Genomic DNA, 18,289 nt, shown 5'->3' with positions numbered 1-18,289 from the left:
TTACCTATCACCAACAAACAAATAACCTTTGCCATGTACCGTTCTTATTCGTGTAGAAGGGGTGTCATCATCTCCTAATTTTTTACGAATTCTTGAGACTCTTAAGTCAATTGTTCTATTGGTACTTTCGTAGCCAAGTTTTGAAAAATGAGTAGAAATAAATTCCCGATCACGAATAACACCCGGTGAGCTTGCTAATAAAGCCAGCAACTCAAATTCAGCCGTAGTCAGATCAATTTCGTGGCCGTGCTTTTTAACGGTTTGATATTTGGTATCAATTTCTAAGTTATCAAATTTAATTAATGATGATTGGTTATTTTCAACAGCTGTACTGATAGGCGCTGACGGTTGAGTGTGTTTATGCTCGTCTCGGCGCAATAAAACGCGAATGCGTGCCAGTAAAACGCGTGAACGAACAGGTTTAGCAAGGTAATCATCCGCACCGGTCTCAAGGCCTGCGACTTCGTCGATATCATTATCCAGTGCTGTGAGCATAATAATAGGGCCGCTGTACGTGCCTTGAATATCAGGGTGACCATAGCGTACGTATCTGCACACAGATAAGCCATCTAAATCGGGCAGCATAATATCAAGCACCACTAGTAGAGGTTGTTCTTCTATAATTCTTTGCGCAGCTTTACGACCATTGGTTTCAATTTGTGTTGAAAAACCATTTGTTTGCAGAAATTCAGCAACTAAGCTTGCTAACTCCATGTCGTCATCGACAATTAATATGTGCTTATTAGCGTGTGTTTCCATTTACGTCGTTCTAATTTATATAACAATAATTTCATGAATATATAAATAATACATTAGATTGTATGGAAATGTATATTGATGTTTTATGTCACAGAATGATTAATAGTGCGAGTGCCGTGAGTTAATTAAGAAGGGCACAATATAAATCATCGGCAAGCAGCTGTAGCGCTTTCGGATCGCTATTAGTGAGCGCATAAGTACGGATACCATAAATACCCATAACTAAAAAGCGCGCCAATTGCTGCGCGGTTTTACTGCTTTTAAATTCGTTGTTATCAAGGGCTTTTTGAATTTGTTCGGCAAGTGTATTTTCGTAGGCATTTAAGTTGCCACGTAGCACGCTGCAAATTTGCGGATCGTTGCCTTCTACCTCTGAAATACTCTTGGTGAGTAAGCACACTTTTGCTACTTCGCCTTTGATACACTCATCAACAATGAGGGACAGATAATTTTTAAGTGTCTCTAAAATAGGCTGTTTATTATGAAATAACGCTGTGAACTGTTGATTACGATCTTTTTGATATTGTTCTATTGCTCTTAAAAATATTGCTTTTTTATTGCCAAAGGCGCCGTACAGCGAACCGGGGTGAAGGCCAGTAACGTGCGTTAGTTTTTGCATGCTGGTTTTAGCATACCCAAACTCCATGAAGGCTAGCATGGCTTGTCTTAACACATAGTCATTATCAAATTCAGCGGTTCTCATTACGTCAACTTTTTGAGGTCATTATTTGCAGTCTACTTAATCTTGAACAAATATTCAAAAATAGCCTTGAATAATGATTCAAGAATCCCTATCTTGAATGTACATTCAAAAATAATTGAGACATTTATGGCTACTGATTTATTAACTCCCTTTAGGTTAAACGACACAATTGAACTGCAAAACCGTGTATTAATGGCGCCGCTTACGCGCTGTATGAGTGATGATGATTTAGTCCCCACTCAAGCAATGGTTGACTACTATGCACGCCGTGCCGATGCCGGTTTAATCATTAGTGAAGCGACAATTATTCGCCCTGATGCACAGGGTTACCCAAATACCCCAGGGCTATTTACCAGCGAACAGATTCAAGGCTGGAAAAAAGTCACCGATGCAGTGCATGCGAAAGGCGGCAAAATGTTTGCTCAGCTTTGGCATGTAGGGCGTGTGGCTCACCCACATTTTTTTGGTGGTGATGTACTTGCTCCTTCGGCAATCGGTGTAGAAGGGTCTGTGCCACGCATGCGTGAATTAACTTACGTGACACCAAAAGCAGCAACCATTGAAGACATTCAAGGTTTAATTGCTGATTACGCTAAAGCGGCTGAAAACGCTATAGAAGCGGGCTTTGACGGAGTTGAAATCCATGGTGCAAATGGGTATTTAATTGATCAATTCTTACACTTCGCTGCCAACCAACGCGATGACCAATACGGTCAAACACCAGAAAATATGTCACGTTTCGCCTTAGAAGTGGTAGATGCTGTAATCGCAGCCATTGGCGCAGATAAAACAGCATTACGTTTATCTCCGGGTGCGTATTTTAATATGAGTGAAGATAACCGCGATAAGGCCGTGTTTGATTATTTATTAACAGCGCTTGAAAGTCGCAATCTTGCCTATCTTCATGCGGGTATTTTTGATGACAGCATGCGTTTTGCAAGCCTTGAAAATAAAACGACATCTGAATACTTACGCAGTGCATATAAAGGTACATTAGTGGGTGTAGGTAGTTATACGTTTGAGTCAGCTAATCAGGCAATTGATAACAACCAATTTGACTTAATCGCGATTGGACGCCCCTTTATCGCAAACCCAGATTACATTAGTAAAGTTACCCATGGTGAAGCATTAACACCTTACAGCGAAGAAATGCTGGCAGAACTTATCTAATCTACCTCTAATACAAAACGCTCAATCAATTGATGAACCGTTGATCAAATTGAGCGTTTTTTAATACTTTCTTATTTGTTAAACAGTTCAGTCTTAAATCTGCCATCAGATTGCATTAATTGTTTAATTGTTGTGTCAAAAATTTTGACCTTAAATGTCACATCACCTTTGCATACTGTGCCCGCTTTTAAATACGAAACCTTGGAAAAACAATGAGCACAGTGAATATAAAAACAAAGCTAAGCCTTGTGATCGCAGCGCTTTTAGCAACATCGGCAAATGCAAACAGTAATAATGAAATTGAAGAGGTCATCGTTGTTGCAAAGCCAACCAGCTATGCTAATAACGTGATTGAACCTGCGATGCTTGAACAACAAAGTTCAGTATCAAGCGTGTTAGGGGTTATTGATAACTTACCAGGTATTAGCATTAACGAAGGCGATGCATTTGGTGGTGACGATTGGTCAACGACCATTTCTATGCGTGGCTTTAGTATTGATGGTAACCAACAACAATTAGGTATGACTATCGATGGTATCCCAAATGGCGGCTCTAACTATGGCGGTGGTGCGAAAGCGAACCGTTATTTAGACAGTGAAAACTTAGCGACAGTCGAAGTAGGACAAGGTACTTCTGATATTGCGTCAGCTTCACTGGAGGCATTGGGCGGAACTTTTAATTTTGTCAGTCAACAGCCTAGCACAGAGCAAAGCACCACGTTTGCCTACACAACAGGCGATTATAATGCCAGTCGTTATTTTGTGAAGCATGAAACAGGCACTGTTTTTAATAACACCCAAGCGTACATCAGTTATTCACAAACTGACACAAGCCGCTGGATAGGTGATGGCAGTAATGGTGGAAAAGACAATCAACACATCGAAGCAAAGTTTGTATCGAACATTAATGACTTAACGGTAACGGGTCGTGTTTCGTATGATGATGTTAGCGAAACGAACTACAATAGCATCAGCATTACAGAGTTTGAACAAAATCCCGAATGGGATCGCTTAACGTGGAACTGGACAGGCATCCCACATTTTGACCAAATGTTCGCCGAAGGTTGGGGGACGTTACGTGAGAACACCCTAGCTTATGTGAAGTTTGATTATGCATTAAGTGCGACATCAAACCTGAGTTTGTCACCTTATTATCATAAAAACTCAGGCCGTGGTGATTGGATCCCTCCTTATTTAACCTCACCGATTGATGCGGATGGTAACTCAACAACAATGGGTGGCGAAAATGCAGGTAGTTATGGGTTTACCGACAGTGAAGGTAATCCACTTGCCCCCGCAGCAGATTGTACAGCTAATTTGGAATGGCCATGGGCATCGGGCCCAGGTTTAAACCCAGCATGCTACTCAGATGATGCAATTCCTGTGATGTCATATCGTCATACTCATTATAAAAAAGACCGTTTAGGTATGACAGGTGAGTATCAAGTTACATTGGGTGCACATGATATTGAAGCGGGCTTTTGGTTTGAACAAACAGACCGTGATGAATCTCGTGATTGGCACAAAGTGATTGATGCACGCGTGTATCATCATTTCGATCAGACTCCATACTGGACACAGTACAAAAACACTTTCGAAACCGACACCTTCAAATGGTACGTTCAAGATTCAATGAACTTAGGTGATTTCACTCTTAACTTAGGTGCTAAACAATATCTTGTTGAGCTTCAGCGTTATAACCATTTTGATGACGAATACTCAGATAAAATTGACAGTGATTCAGACATACTATTCAGTGGTGGTCTGTTATATCAGTTATCAACAAGCACGGAACTTTTCACTAGCTACAGTGAAAATTTTGCCGCAATCAAAGATGGCGTGCTTGAGCGTGACGACTCAACCCTGACTGAAATTGAACCTGAAACCGCAGAAAATATCGATCTAGGTGTACGTTACAGTGATGAGCGTTTACGTTTAACTGCAACGGCTTACAGTATTGAATTTGATAACCGCATTACTTTTATTGCCCCAGGCAGTGATACCGATGGCATTGACTACACCATTGGTACGAATGGTTCTTATATTAATGTCGGCGGTATTGAATCAACAGGTTTAGAGTTATCGGCAAGCTATATGCTAACCGATAAATGGAATCTATATACTTCATATACGTACAATAACTCTGAGTATCAATCGAACGACCCAAGCGCTTACAACAGTGACGGTGAATTACTCGAAACAAAATCTGCAAGCTTTAAAGCCGGTGATGAGGTGATTGACTCGGCGCAGGACTTATTTGTTGTCTCGGCAGATTATTACAGTGGTGATTTCCGCTTTGGTTTATCTGCTAAATACACAGGTGAGCGTTTAGGTGCATGGACCGATGAGCAAACTCGTGCGCGTAATAAAGTAGATGCATACACATTGGTCGATTTAAACATTGGTTATAATACAAGCCTCGACTCTGGAGTATTTAAGTCACTTGATCTTGCATTTGTGGTTAATAATTTGTTTGATAAATCTTATTTATCAGGCGGTACTGGAAATGGTTCTTCATACTTTATCGGTGCACCACGTACTGCTGCATTAACACTTACAGCGCAGTTTTAAATAATACGCCAACTTGAAAACAGCCCATCATTGATGGGCTTTTTAGCAGGAAATATGATGAAAAAATTAATGACAGCGACAGTTGTTTTTGTTGCATCAATATTCAGTGTATGGGCGAAATCGGCCGACAATGTCGTATTAGTGACTCTGGATGGCTTACGCTGGCAAGAAGTGTTTTCGGGAGCTGACAAAGAGCTCATAAATAACAGTGATTTTGTTGAAAATAAAGATGAGATAACCGCACTTTTTTGGCGTGAAAATCAAGCCGAGCGAACTAAGGCACTCATGCCATTTTTTAGCCAAACGCTTACTACACAAGGAGTGTTAATTGGCGACAGAAGCCAAGGCTCATTGATATCGGTGAGTAATCCATGGTACTTCTCATACCCAGGTTACAGTGAGATACTAACGGGAATCGTTGATGAAAACATCGATAGTAACGATAAAATTGCTAACCCGAATAAAACCATTTTAGAACAGCTCAATACATTACCAACATTTAAGGGCAAAACAGCCTTATTTGGTAGCTGGGATGTGTTTCCTTATATTGTTAATCGAAAGCGAAGCGGGGTATTTGTTAATGCCGGCTTTGAATCGTTTGATGCGGTAAACTCTGCAGAGGTGACTTTACTTAATCAGCTGCAAACCGAAATCCCAAGCCCGTGGCATAACGTGCGCCTAGACAGTTTTACTTACCGATTTGCTAAGCAATATTTACTCAATAAACAGCCGCGTTTATTAGTGATTAGCTTAGGCGAAACCGATGATTTTGCGCATAACGGTAAATACGATGCTTACTTAAAGTCGGCTAAACAAAGTGATGCGTTTATTCGAGACCTTTGGCAAACCATTCAACAAACACCGGGTTATAAAGACAACACCACTTTGATTATTACGACAGATCATGGTCGTGGTAGCCATGCTGATGATTGGCAACACCATAGCTCACAGCGTGCTTTAGCGCATTCAGCGCAGGGAAAGCAACGCTTTCCAAACGGTATTGTTGGCTCTGACCATATTTGGCTTGCAGCGATAGGCCCAGACATTAAAGCGAAAGGCTTGATAAAACCTGTCAGTGAGCTTAAACAAGCGCAAGTAGCGGCAACTATCCTGACTATTTTAGGAGAGCAGAGTACGCAAATTAATCCAGCAATGGCATCGCCAATCAAGGAAATTTTAAAATGACTGTAATTAATAGCGTTTTCTCAGGCCTATTGCTGCTAGGTACGGTGAGTGCGATTGCAGCGCCAAGTAAGATTTTGTTTGGCTCATGTGGCCATCAAGACAAACCCATTGCTATTTTTGATGCTATCAACAAAGAGCAAGCCGATTTATTTATGTTTTTAGGCGACAATATTTATGGTGATACTGAAGACATGGCTGTGCTTGCTGAAAAATATCAGCGTTTAGGGCAAAAACCAGGCTTTAAAACCTTACGCGCTAACACCCCAGTGATTGCAATGTGGGATGACCATGATTACGGTGAAAATGATGCCGGCAGCGACTACCCTCAAAAGCAGCAATCACGTCAAATCATGCTCGACTTTTGGCAAGAACCGGCAAATTCAGCACGCAGAACACGCGCTGATGGTATTTACACTTCATACACTTATGGTGAAGGAGAGCGCACAGTAAAAGTTATCATGCCTGATTTACGCTTTAATCGGGCGCCGTTAAATCAGGTGTCAGCCACAACGTACCAACTTGAGCGTAAACCTGCCAAACAAGGGCCTTATAGCCCATCGACTGATAAAAAAGCCTCAATGCTAGGTGAAACTCAGTGGCAATGGCTTGAAAATGAGCTTAAGTCTGATGAAAAAATTAAAATCATCGCCTCGAGCTTACAGTTATTAGCCGATTTTACAGGCTGGGAGTCATGGGCTAATTATCCCGCTGATCGGGAACGTTTATTTGCGCTCATTAAAAAACACAAAGTAAATGGCGTGATAATAGTCAGTGGTGATACGCATTGGGGTGAGTTGTCAAAGTATCAGCAAGGGCTTGATTATCCTTTGTATGAGATGACCAGCTCCGGGCTTACTGAAAAGTGGAAAGACGTCAGCCCAAATAAATATCGTGTTGGTGATTACACTCATGAAGTTAATTACGGTGATTTATCAATAGATTGGCAAACGACGGATCCACGTATTCGTATTGCGCTTAAAGGTATAAATGGTAAAGAGATACTGCACACAGAGTTTGCGTTATCGAGTATTAGCCCGTACCAATAATCGATGCCTGCAACGTGGATTGAGCCATGTTTGCAGGTATTTCTCTCTATCCCATCTAATTAAAATATCTTACACTGTGTCAATTAGTTAGTTTCAAGCAAGGACAGTGTAAAGTGCTGAATATAATTCAATCAAATCGCATGGAAGCACTGCAAGCGCGGTTTCACGCTCTTCTTAAAGTTAATCCGTTAACGAGTCCATTCAAAAAAGAAATTGTGCTTGTGCAGTCACCCGGTATGTCGCAGTGGCTAAAAATAGGCTTAAGTGAACATTTAGGCATTGCCGCACAGGTTGATTTTCCACTGCCATCTAGTTTTATTTGGCAGCTGTATCAGCAACTATTGCCCGATGTGCCCAGTGAATCTCCCTATAATAAAGCAAACCTTGCGTGGAAGCTGTTTGCTATTCTGCCTGATTGTATTGACGAGCCGTTGTATTTACCTCTAAAAACGTATTTAGATGGCGATACTGATGGCCAAAAGACCTTCGCATTATGTGAAAAAATCGCCGATGTGTATGACCAATACCTAATGTATCGTCCACATTGGATTGCCACGTGGGAGCAGGGCACAGATCAACTCGATGATGTTGATATAGGCATAGCACCTTGGCAGCCTGACCTTTGGCGTAGGCTGGTGGCGCACAGTAAACAACTTGGCCAAAGCCAATATCATCGTGCCAATATGCAAGACCAATTACTCGCTGCGCTTGAAACGATGGATAGCAGCTTATTACCCGAGCGTATTAGCTTATTTGGTATTTCGGCGATTGCCAGTAGTCAGCTTGAAGTGTTCCAAGCCATTGCGAAAAAAACGCAGGTGTTTCTGTTTTTCTTCAACCCAAGCGAGCACTATTGGGGTGACACTTTAGATGAAAAAACGGCTGCTAAAATTGCTGCAAAATATGCCAAACGTCCGCACCTAGATGCGCTTGAAGACCACGCAAAAAATCCCGACCATGAGTACTTTTTTATTGGCAATCCGCTGCTATCGTCGTGGGGGAAATTAGGCCGAGATTACTTTGAACAATTATTGCAGCTAGACGCGCAGTGGTTAGATGGTTTTGAGAATGAATTTGATGACACTTTATTATCGCAAATTCACGCTGAAATTTATCAATTAGCGTTTAAAGGCGAATCGCTTACACCCGATAAAGAATGGTTTATTAACGATGAAGGTAAACTGCCAATTAAAGCAGGCGATACCAGTATTGTGCTCAGTGACTGTCACACGCCACTGCGTGAAGTAGAGCGGCTTCATGATTACTTACTAAATTTGTTTAACCAAAACCCACACTTAACGCCGAAAGATATTATTGTGATGATGCCCGATGTTGGCACCTACAGCCCGTATATCGAGGCCGTTTTTGGTGGTGCAGAAGGTCGTCGTTTTATTCCTTATGCGTTAGCCGATTTAGCCATTGAACAAGAAAAGCCTGTACTGAGTTCCTTTGCAAGTTTGGCCGATTTACCTTACTCACGGTTTGGTGTGTCTGACATTCTTGATTTACTGCAAGTCACACAAATCGCCGAAAAGTTTAACTTAGAGGCTCATGAATACGAGCAAATTGGTTTTTGGCTTGAACGAGTGGGTGTTAAATGGGGTTTAGATGCCGCGCATAAAGACAGTTTTGGTCTTCCTGCTATTGATTTAAATACCTGGCAGCATGGGTTAAACCGGTTACTGCTAGGGGTGGCACAACGTGATGAACACCTGCCATTTTCGGGAATTTACAGTGCCGATGAAGTCGAAGGCATGGCGTTAAATACCCTTAATAAATTAATTGAATTTATTGATGTATTGGCTCGTTATAAAGAAAAACTACACGATGATGCACCATTAAACGAAAAAGCCGCGATTTTAAAAGCCCTGCTTGGCGAAATTTACAGTGATGAGGGCGAGCAAAGCTGGGATTTACTGGTACTGCAAAAAGTGCTTGATACGTTCATTAAGCATTACGAAAACGGTGATTACCAAGGGGATGTTTCACAGCGTATTGTTAGCTATTTAGTGAAGCAAGGTATTCAAGAGAAAGGCGTAGGACAGCGCTTTTTAGTTGGGCAAGTGAACTTTTGTACGCTGATGCCAATGCGTGCCGTGCCCTTTAAAGTGGTGTGTATGCTGGGTCTGAACGATGCCGATTACCCTCGTACCGTGCAGCCCATTGGTTTTGACTTAGTGCCGTATTCAAAACGCCAAAAAGGCGACCGTTCGCGTAAACTAGATGACCGGTATCTGTTTTTAGAAGCCATTTTAAGCGCCCGTGAAAACTTATATATCAGTTATATTGGGCGCTCGTGTTTTGATAACCAACCAAGAATGCCCTCAACACTCGTCAGTGAGCTGTTAGAATACATCGCCCGTAGCTTTAAGTTTGACGATGAAAAGGACTGTCACGCAGCACTGCCCGAGGCGCTGATTAATTATCAGCACTTGCAACCGTTTAATCCTGCTTATTATCTCAAGACTAAACAGCCTAAGGTAACACAATTACACAGCTATAACCCGGTGTGGATACCCGCTCAAAGTATTACGCCAGAGCCACAGCAAGACTTGTGTGTATCACCCGAGCAAATTGTTGAGCTAAACCAGTTTATCCGCAGTGTGTGTCAGCCGCACGAAAGCTTTTATCAGCAGAGTTTGGGCTTAAGGTTGCCGCAATTTAATGATATTGCGAAAGATGAAGAGCCATTTAGCCTTGATGCACTGCGTCGCTATTTCTACTTAGATGAAATTTTAGAGGCCAGTATTCTTGAAACGCCACTTAATAAAGCGCAAATCATGCAACGCGGCGAGTTGCCCCAAGCGCATGTTGGCGATTTGGTGTTTGAAAGTATGCAGCACCGTGTTGATGCGTTAGCAGGGCAGGTGAAAGCCCATATTCAAGATGATGAGTTGCTGCCAATTGAAGTCAAAATCACTCTTGAAAATACCACCTTAGAGGGCTGGCTTAACCACATTTACGGGCAAAAACAGGTGTTTTATCGTACCGCAAGCATTAAAGCCAAAGACGTGATTAAGGGCTTTATTCAGCATTTAGCTGCACAGATCATGGGTCAACATGTTGAAACCTTAATACTTGGTTTAGATAAACAAATTAGTTTTTCAGCGCTTTCACAAGACGATGCACGTGGTTATTTGAACGATTGGTTTATGCTCTATAAAGCATTACTTACACGGCCAGTGGCATTTTTTCCGGTAAGTGGCTACGAGTACATTAAAACAAATAAAGACATGGCAAAAGCGAATAATAAATTTGCCCCGCAATATATCGGGGTGGGTGAAGGAGAAAACCCCTATATTCGCCTAACCATTCGGAATCTAAAAGACTGCGAAGACGAGTTTATTCATTGGAGTGAGCTGCTTTTATCGCCGCTGGTTGAATTAGCGCAGGAGGCTGACCATGCAAACGCTTAATCCTATTAGCATGGAGCTTTGTGGGCAAAGCCTGATTGAAGCCAGTGCCGGTACAGGTAAAACGTACACTATAACGGGGTTGTATTTACGTTATTTATTGGGCTTACAAAAAGCGACGCACGAAGATGGCACTGCGCTTTTAAATACCCCGCTCAGTGTTGAACAAATATTGGTTGTTACTTTCACTGAGGCGGCTACCCAAGAAATAAAAGACCGTGTGCGCGCACGCATAATCAATGCCAGAGATGCACTGCTGGGCAAAAATCCTGAAGATGAATTAATTAGTCAAATTATTAATGAAGTTAATGACAAACACGCGGCATTTGATTTACTCGACGCTGCGGCCAAATCAATGGACGAAGCGGCGATTTTTACTATTCATGGCTTTTGTCAGCGCATGCTCAAACAGCACGCGTTTGAGTCGGGTGTAGCGTTTAACTTAGAATTTATTTTAGATGAGCGAGAGCTCATTCAAGAAACACTCAATGATTTTTGGCGTGCCTTTGTATACCCACAGTCAAAAGCGCGCACAGAAGCGATTACTGATATTTTCCCGGTGCCAGCGTCGATGTATCCGCACGTGGTCAGTTTGCTCAGCAAACAAGGGGCGATTATTACCCCTGAATACAACCTTGATGAAATATGGCAAGCACGCGATAACTTTGTCGCAAAAGTACCTGCTTTTAAAAAGGCATGCCGTGACAGTGAATTTATCAATGCTGTAAAAGCGTCTGATCTGAGTGGTTCTAAAACGCCAGGCCGCAAAAACAGCCTTGCAGCGCTTGAAGAATATCTAAACAATGACGACACCTTTTTTGTATTTGGCACCAGCAAGTATTCGTTTGAAGTTTGGAGCACAGAGAATTTAAGCGACCCTGCGAATTATAAGAAAAACGGCAGTTTGCTTAATCACGCAATGACGGCACAGTTTGATGAAATGGCCAAACTGAGTAGCCTTATCAATAACGGTTTGAATATTGCGATAGTGCAATATGCAACAAAATGGGTTGCGAATGCACTTATAAAACGTAAGCAGGAGCAAGGGGTTATCACCCCTGATGATTTGCTAACTAACTTGCATCAGGCACTTTGTAGCGACCAAGGAGATGTGCTAAGCGAAAAAATAGCGGCCTTATTTCCTGTTGCCATGATAGACGAATTCCAAGATACCGACCCAGTGCAATACGGTATTTTTAGCCGCATTTATAACGCCAAAAATACCACACTCGCTATGATAGGCGACCCAAAGCAGGCTATTTATGGTTTTCGTGGTGCAGATATTTTTACCTATATCGGTGCCAAAAAAGCGGTTGTTGCGCAAAAACAATACACATTAGACACTAACTTTCGCTCAAGTGAAGGGGTGGTCGAGAGTGTAAATCGCATTTTTTCTAAAAACGCTAATAGCTTTATTTATAACGATGCGATTCCGTTTCAAGCAGTTCATGCAAAGGGGAAGCCTGAAAACAAAGCGTTTTTAATCAATGGCGAAACCACTAATGCATTTGAGTTTTCAGTGTTTGTTGATGAATACGCTCAGGCTAATAATAAGCCAACCAGCAAAGGGGTTGCCCAGCAGGCGCTTGCCCAGCACTACACGCAAAAAATCACACGCTTACTTAAGCAGGCGCATTCAGGTGAAGCCACAATTGCTGGCAAAGCGGTCACCGCTGCCGATATTTGTGTATTAGTGCGAGATAGAAACGAAGCACAACTGATGAAGTCGGCGTTGAGTGAGGCAGCCATTGCCAGCGTGTATTTATCTCGCGATAGCGTGTTTCAGCAAGAGCTTAGTCATCATTTATTAAACTTTTTAACTGCGCTTCATGGTCAGTACGATGAATCATTATTGCGCGGCGTACTGGCAGGCCCCTTGTTTTGCTTAAGCTATAACCGTATTTATTCGCTACATGAAAACGAAAGCGAATGGCAAGAACATTTAAACTTTTTCGCTCAGCTTTCACATATTTGGCATAAGCAAGGTGCGATGGCGATGCTTGAGCGCTTACTGAGCCACAATCAACTCGCTGCACGCTGGCAGGGGCTTGGTTATAACGTGGAACGTTGGCTGACAGATTTTCGCCATTTAGGTGAAATCTTGCAGCAAAAGCAAATTGAACTAGAAGGCACTCACCGATTATTGCGCTGGTTTGCGCAAAAGGTCAGCCAACAAGAGGGTGAAGCGGTGCAAGTTCGTCTTGAAAGCGATGCCAATTTAGTAAAAATCGTCACGATGCATGCTTCAAAGGGCTTGGAATATCCGATAGTGTTTATGCCGTTTGCTTGTGGCTACCGTGAAACCAAAGAAGCGCTTTATCATCATAACGGAAAACTGGTTTACGACCTTGCTAACAGTGATGAGGCCTTACAAAAAGCAGAGCAAGAACGCTTAGCTGAAGACTTGCGTTTATTGTATGTGGCGTTGACCCGTGCTGTACATTTTTGCTCAGTCGGTGTGTATAACATTGCACAAGGGCGCAGTAATCGCCCTGGTATACAAAGTACCAGTATTGGTCATGTACTGTTTGCAGGGGAAGAAATTAAATCGGCTGATGAGTGGCACAGGTTATTAAGCGATTTTTGTGCTCAGTCGGCGCATATGCATCTTGAAGCTTTTACGCAACCCGATGAGGTCACTGTGCTTGACCTAACAAGCACAGATGCTGAGCAGTCATATCAAGTCAACACACTCGAAACCCACATTGAACGAGATTGGCGTTCAACCAGCTTTAGTGCATTAACCTTTAAAAAGCAGACTGATCATATTGAACTGGGGCGCAGTGATGAAGATCACGAAAAAGATGAATTTTTAGCGCAGCAAGCAGTGCAACTAACCCCCTATAGTTTCCCGAAAGGTGCGAAGCCGGGCAGTTGTTTACACGAAATATTTGAGCAATTGGATTTTACAGATCCCTATGCATTGAAACGACCTAACAACGAGCGTGACGACCATGCTCTTGATAAGGTAATAACAAAACTGTTTGCCAAGTATCACATTGATGATAGTTGGGAGGCAATGACCGAAAGCTGGATCAATGCCGCTTTAAAGTGTCCACTAAACGATAAAGGGCTTTGTTTATCGGCGCTTTCGCCTGAAGTGTGTTTAGTCGAAATGGAGTTTAATTTACCGTTATTATCGCTTTCAAGTGATAAGTTAAATCAAATTTTGGTAAAGCATTTTGGTTTACCGGGGAAACTCGACTTTACTGATGTGCAAGGTTTACTAAAAGGCTTCATCGATTTAATTTTTTGTTGGCAGGATAAGTATTACATTCTTGATTATAAGTCGAACTTTTTAGGCAACAGCGCAGCTGATTATCAACATGATCAGCTTGAGCAAGCGATGAGCAGTCACCAATATCATTTACAGTATTTGATTTACACTGTTGCACTGCATCGCTTATTACAACAACGTGTTAAAGATTACGACATAGAGACCCATTTAGGCGGCGTGTATTACACCTTTTTACGGGGCATGAGTGATGGACAAGGGGTCTACTTTAATCAGCTTACAAAGCAGCAAGTACTTGAGCTGGATAGTTTATTTGCACGAGGAGCAATGTTATGAGTCAGATGACATTTGGCTTTGATGAACGTGAACCAGAGCAACCTCGCAAACACAAAGAACCGTTAAAGGAGCCTGTACAGGCATTAGAGGGGACTGAGGTTGAAAAGAAAACACAGCCCTTACTGGACTTTTTGTTAGAGACGAAACGTATTCGCTTAGTGGATGTAAAACTTGCAGAGCTTTTAATAGGCACTGATACCTCCCAGAAAAATGAGGTGTTCTACCTTATTTTGTTGCTTGCCGTCGCTCAGCAAAGCCAGCATAGTTGCTTAGATTTAAACGCTATTAATTGGCAAAATCCGTTTACAATTAGAGAACAGGCAGTATCAGACGCAAGCATTGCTGCACCTGATATTATTTCGCCGTTTTCAGAAAACTATGACGCGCAGCAAGCTGAAACACAGCTCATGGCTGCAGCTTGTGTGGGTGATGACAAGCCACTGCTGCTGTTTGCTAATAAGTTATATTTTGCGCGATTAGCTCAGTATGAAACTGTGTTAGCGTCACGTTTGAGTCATTTGGCCGCAAAACCACTAAATATCGATGAAACGGCGTTAACTGCGCTTTTGACAGAGTATTTCCCTGATGAAGCTCACCGTGAAGACCCTGCAGATCCTATTAAAACGTTAAATTGGCAAAAAGTAGCGTGTGCCATAGCCGCCACCAAAGGCTTTAGTGTGATTACCGGAGGGCCAGGCACCGGTAAAACCACAACTGTCACCAAATTATTAGCTATTATGCAGTCGTTGTATGCCAGTGCACCGTTGACAATTAAGTTGGTTGCACCCACGGGTAAGGCCGCGGCTCGTTTAAGTGAGTCAATTTTGGGAGCGAAGCAAAAACTCAGTATGATCCCAAAAGACATCGCACCGCTTATTCCTGAAACGGCACAAACGATTCACCGCTTACTTGGCGTGATTCCGCACACGAATAAATTTCGCCATAACAAACGTAATCCACTGCATTTAGATGTGTTGATCATTGATGAAGCCTCCATGGTTGATTTATCGTTAATGGCAAAATTAATTGAGGCGCTGCCAAGTCATGCTCGGTTAATTCTGCTGGGAGATAAAGACCAGTTAGCCTCAGTTGATACTGGCAGTATTCTCAGCGATTTATGCCAAGGATTAACACTTGAAAAAATGCCCGCCTACAGCCAAGCGCGGGCAGAGCAACTCAATCGGGTGTGTTTTAATAATCGCGCCGTGCTTTCACACAGTAAAGACAGTTACTTGTTAAGCGACTGTATTGCGTTTTTACAGCAAAGCTACCGTTTTGACGGCAAAAGCGGCATAGGTCAATTAGCGCAAGCTGTTAATACCAATAGCCAAGGGTTACTTGGGTATGTTGAGCAAACGGTGAACGAGGGCGGCTTTAGCGACCTTAAACTTAATTACAATGTGATTAACAAACCGATTGAGCATTTTGTTCAGTTAGCAGCCCAGCATTATCAGGCGTATTTAACACTGATACGCGAAGGTGCTGGGGTGGCTAAAGTGCACAATGCTTTTTCTGACTATCAATTACTGGCAGCGGTGAAAGAGGGCGATTATGGCGTAAACAGCCTTAATCTTCGAATTGAAAAAGCACTGTCAAAACAAGGGCTTATTTCACCATATCAGCGCCATTACTTGGGCATGCCCATTATGATCAGCCAAAACGATTATCAGTTAAAACTGTTCAATGGTGATATTGGTATTTTAATGCACGATGAGCAAGGTCAACTAAAAGCAATGTTTATTGATGAGCAAGAAAACATTCGTGCTTTTTCGCCAGCTCGTTTACCCGCTCACGATAAAGTGTATGCCATGACTATTCATAAATCGCAGGGCTCTGAGTTTGCGTATACAGCGATGATTTTACCGCCAATAAATCAAGCAAACCAAGGGATTAACAGACAGCTTGTGTACACGGGGATCACTCGTGCAAAAAACACCTTTGAGCTGGTGGCAGATAAAAACGTGTTACTAATGGCAATGAATAAATCAGTTACCCGAGCATCGGGTTTATTCGATAGGTTAAAACATGCAGCTAGTTAGCGTGACTGATGAGCATTTAACTAAGCTAATGGGTTGGTTTAACACAGAGGCGGAGCTGCGTATTTGGTCTGGGCCATTTTTTAACTTCCCATTTGATGCACACAGCTTTAAACAAGATTTAAATCTTGATGAACTGAACTCATACGCGCTGGTAAATGATGAGGGCCAGATGTTGGCTTTTGGCCAATATTACTTACGTGAAGGATGCTGTCATTTAGGACGTTTGGTCGTGGCTTTGAATATGCGGGGGCAAGGGCTTGCAAAAATACTGATTAATTTATTAAGCGAGCAAGGCAAACAGCAATTGCACTGTAATACAGTGTCGTTGTTCGTATATACCCACAATACCTTGGCCATTGCAGCTTATAAAAAATTAGGCTTTCAAGAATCCAAGTACCCAGCCCTAATGCCTTTGGCAGATTGTATCTACATGGTTAAATAAAAAGAGCCGATTAGTTCGGCTCTTTTCACAAGATTATTATTTAAGGTAATAAACTATTTAAGGTAATCAACTATTTAAGGTAATCAACCACTAATTGCGTCATGGCGTTGACACCCAGTTGTAATGCTTTCTCGTCTGCAAAAAAGTGTGGTGAATGGTTACTAGGCGCTGTTACGGCATCTTGACCTTTTGGCGTAACTCCTAAAAAGAAGAACATTCCTGGTGTTTCTAAGGCATAGTAACTAAAGTCTTCTGCCCCTGTTATTAATGGCGTTGTGATCAGGTTTTCTTTGCCAACCACACCTGCAAGTGTTGGTGTCATTTTCTTGGTTAATTCAACATCGTTCACGGTGACTGGGTAACCGTGATCAATGTGAACATGCGCTTCTGCGCCACCTGATTCAGCCACCATCTCGGCGGTTTTAGCTAAGCGTTTTTTAATATCAGCACGCATGTCTTGATCAAAAGTACGAATTGTACCGACCATTTCAACTTGATCAGGGATTATATTATTACGTACACCCCCATTAATGGCACCAAAGGAGACAACAGAAGGGGCTTTCGTTACATCAACTTGGCGTGATGCAATGGTTTGCGTTGCCATAATAATTTGTGATGACGCGACAATGGGGTCAACCCCATTCCAAGGACGCGAGCCATGAGTTTGGCGACCTTTTACGGTAATCGTAAATTTATCGGCGCTGGCCATTAGCGGTCCTTCACGAAAACCAATTTGCCCTGTGTTTAGTGAGCTGGTGACATGTAAACCAAAGATGGCTTCGGGTTTTTCTTTAAATAAGCCTTCTTTTAGCATTAGTTCAGCACCCCCTTCTTCGCCATCGGGTGCACCTTCTTCTGCAGGTTGGAATACAAATAGAATATCGCCAGCGAGATTATCTTTAATTTTTACCAAAGACTCAGCAGCAGCCATTAAGATTGCGACATGATTATCGTGGCCACAGGCATGCATAACACCCACGGTATTACCTTTATATTCAGTTGTTTGTGTTGATGCAAAAGGTAAATCAACTTGCTCTTTAACCGGCAGGGCATCCATATCTGCACGAAGCGCGATAAGTGGCCCTTTTTTGCCGCCTTTTAATTTGGCCACCACACCGGTGTGAGCTACGCCTGTTTGCACTTCTAGTCCTAATGAGCGAAGGTGTTTAGCAACATACTTGGCCGTTTCAAATTCACGATTGCTCAGTTCTGGATATTGATGCAGATGGCGGCGCCATTTTATGACCTTTTCACTGACACTTTTATTGGCTGATTTAAGTTCTGTCTCTATATCACTGGCAAATGCAGGAGCAGACATAGCACTGAGCAGTAAGCTGGTCGAAAGTAGTTTGTTAAACATCCTGTATCCTCTTATTATAAGTAATTGCACT

General features: G+C 42.4%; 11 protein-coding genes. 8 read left to right on the top strand and 3 right to left on the bottom strand.

All coding sequences use genetic code 11. The features are described from left to right. Together ACSSVW_RS04585 and ACSSVW_RS04580 are read right to left on the bottom strand one after the other, a co-directional pair. On the bottom strand, positions 1–759 hold the full coding sequence (locus ACSSVW_RS04585) for a response regulator (protein WP_421418395.1): 759 nt from the start codon (positions 757–759) through the stop codon (positions 1–3). A gap of 121 nt (positions 760–880) precedes the next feature. After that, positions 881–1,462, bottom strand: coding sequence for a TetR/AcrR family transcriptional regulator (locus ACSSVW_RS04580; protein ID WP_074989412.1), 582 nt, complete (start codon positions 1,460–1,462; stop codon positions 881–883). A gap of 126 nt (positions 1,463–1,588) precedes the next feature. On the opposite strand from ACSSVW_RS04580, the gene ACSSVW_RS04575 reads away from it, so the two are divergent. The 8 genes from ACSSVW_RS04575 (at position 1,589) to ACSSVW_RS04540 (ending at position 16,898) form a co-directional block, all read left to right on the top strand. Beyond that, positions 1,589–2,632: an alkene reductase gene (locus ACSSVW_RS04575; RefSeq protein ID WP_065978515.1), complete on the top strand. Its 1,044-nt coding sequence runs from the start codon at positions 1,589–1,591 to the stop codon at positions 2,630–2,632. A 212-nt stretch (positions 2,633–2,844) separates the two neighbouring features. Then, the gene (locus ACSSVW_RS04570; RefSeq protein ID WP_454178930.1) at positions 2,845–5,202 is read left to right on the top strand and encodes a TonB-dependent receptor domain-containing protein; all 2,358 of its coding nucleotides are present in this window, start codon (positions 2,845–2,847) and stop codon (positions 5,200–5,202) included. Positions 5,203–5,259: 57 nt separating this feature from the next. After that, positions 5,260–6,387 (top strand): alkaline phosphatase family protein, encoded by a 1,128-nt coding sequence (locus ACSSVW_RS04565; RefSeq protein WP_118844387.1) that lies wholly within the window; start codon positions 5,260–5,262, stop codon positions 6,385–6,387. Beyond that, positions 6,384–7,433 (top strand): alkaline phosphatase D family protein, encoded by a 1,050-nt coding sequence (locus tag ACSSVW_RS04560; protein WP_421418393.1) that lies wholly within the window; start codon positions 6,384–6,386, stop codon positions 7,431–7,433. The genes ACSSVW_RS04565 and ACSSVW_RS04560 overlap by 4 nt, the downstream gene beginning before the upstream one ends. A 113-nt stretch (positions 7,434–7,546) precedes the next feature. Beyond that, positions 7,547–10,849 carry an exodeoxyribonuclease V subunit gamma gene (gene recC, locus ACSSVW_RS04555; RefSeq protein ID WP_454178929.1) on the top strand — a complete coding sequence of 1,101 codons (3,303 nt, stop codon included), beginning with the start codon at positions 7,547–7,549 and terminating at the stop codon, positions 10,847–10,849. After that, complete coding sequence (recB, locus tag ACSSVW_RS04550; RefSeq protein WP_454178928.1) at positions 10,836–14,417, top strand: exodeoxyribonuclease V subunit beta; 3,582 nt, start codon at positions 10,836–10,838, stop codon at positions 14,415–14,417. The genes recC and recB overlap by 14 nt, the downstream gene beginning before the upstream one ends. A gap of 5 nt (positions 14,418–14,422) precedes the next feature. Further along, positions 14,423–16,456 carry an exodeoxyribonuclease V subunit alpha gene (gene recD / locus ACSSVW_RS04545; protein WP_454178973.1) on the top strand — a complete coding sequence of 678 codons (2,034 nt, stop codon included), beginning with the start codon at positions 14,423–14,425 and terminating at the stop codon, positions 16,454–16,456. Then, positions 16,443–16,898: a GNAT family N-acetyltransferase gene (locus tag ACSSVW_RS04540; RefSeq protein ID WP_454178927.1), complete on the top strand. Its 456-nt coding sequence runs from the start codon at positions 16,443–16,445 to the stop codon at positions 16,896–16,898. Before recD ends, ACSSVW_RS04540 begins: the two co-directional genes overlap by 14 nt. Before the next feature lie 70 nt (positions 16,899–16,968). Here ACSSVW_RS04540 and ACSSVW_RS04535 read toward each other — a convergent pair whose 3' ends face one another. After that, complete coding sequence (locus ACSSVW_RS04535; protein WP_036967817.1) at positions 16,969–18,258, bottom strand: amidohydrolase; 1,290 nt, start codon at positions 18,256–18,258, stop codon at positions 16,969–16,971. Positions 18,259–18,289 lie beyond the last annotated feature (31 nt).

It is taken from the genome of Pseudoalteromonas sp. MBR-15, from assembly GCF_053628915.1.
This window is presented reverse-complemented; position numbering and strand designations above follow the sequence as displayed.

What these genes read in the sequence shown, in the direction of transcription:
- ACSSVW_RS04565 (WP_118844387.1), top strand. Translation starts at nt 5,260, where the DNA reads ATGAAAAAATTAATGACAGCGACAGTTGTTTTTGTTGCATCAATATTC.
- ACSSVW_RS04580 (WP_074989412.1), bottom strand. Translation starts at nt 1,462, where the DNA reads ATGAGAACCGCTGAATTTGATAATGACTATGTGTTAAGACAAGCCATG.
- ACSSVW_RS04535 (WP_036967817.1), bottom strand. Translation starts at nt 18,258, where the DNA reads ATGTTTAACAAACTACTTTCGACCAGCTTACTGCTCAGTGCTATGTCT.
- recD (WP_454178973.1), top strand. Translation starts at nt 14,423, where the DNA reads ATGACATTTGGCTTTGATGAACGTGAACCAGAGCAACCTCGCAAACAC.
- ACSSVW_RS04540 (WP_454178927.1), top strand. Translation starts at nt 16,443, where the DNA reads ATGCAGCTAGTTAGCGTGACTGATGAGCATTTAACTAAGCTAATGGGT.
- recB (WP_454178928.1), top strand. Translation starts at nt 10,836, where the DNA reads ATGCAAACGCTTAATCCTATTAGCATGGAGCTTTGTGGGCAAAGCCTG.
- ACSSVW_RS04570 (WP_454178930.1), top strand. Translation starts at nt 2,845, where the DNA reads ATGAGCACAGTGAATATAAAAACAAAGCTAAGCCTTGTGATCGCAGCG.
- ACSSVW_RS04575 (WP_065978515.1), top strand. Translation starts at nt 1,589, where the DNA reads ATGGCTACTGATTTATTAACTCCCTTTAGGTTAAACGACACAATTGAA.
- ACSSVW_RS04585 (WP_421418395.1), bottom strand. Translation starts at nt 759, where the DNA reads ATGGAAACACACGCTAATAAGCACATATTAATTGTCGATGACGACATG.
- ACSSVW_RS04560 (WP_421418393.1), top strand. Translation starts at nt 6,384, where the DNA reads ATGACTGTAATTAATAGCGTTTTCTCAGGCCTATTGCTGCTAGGTACG.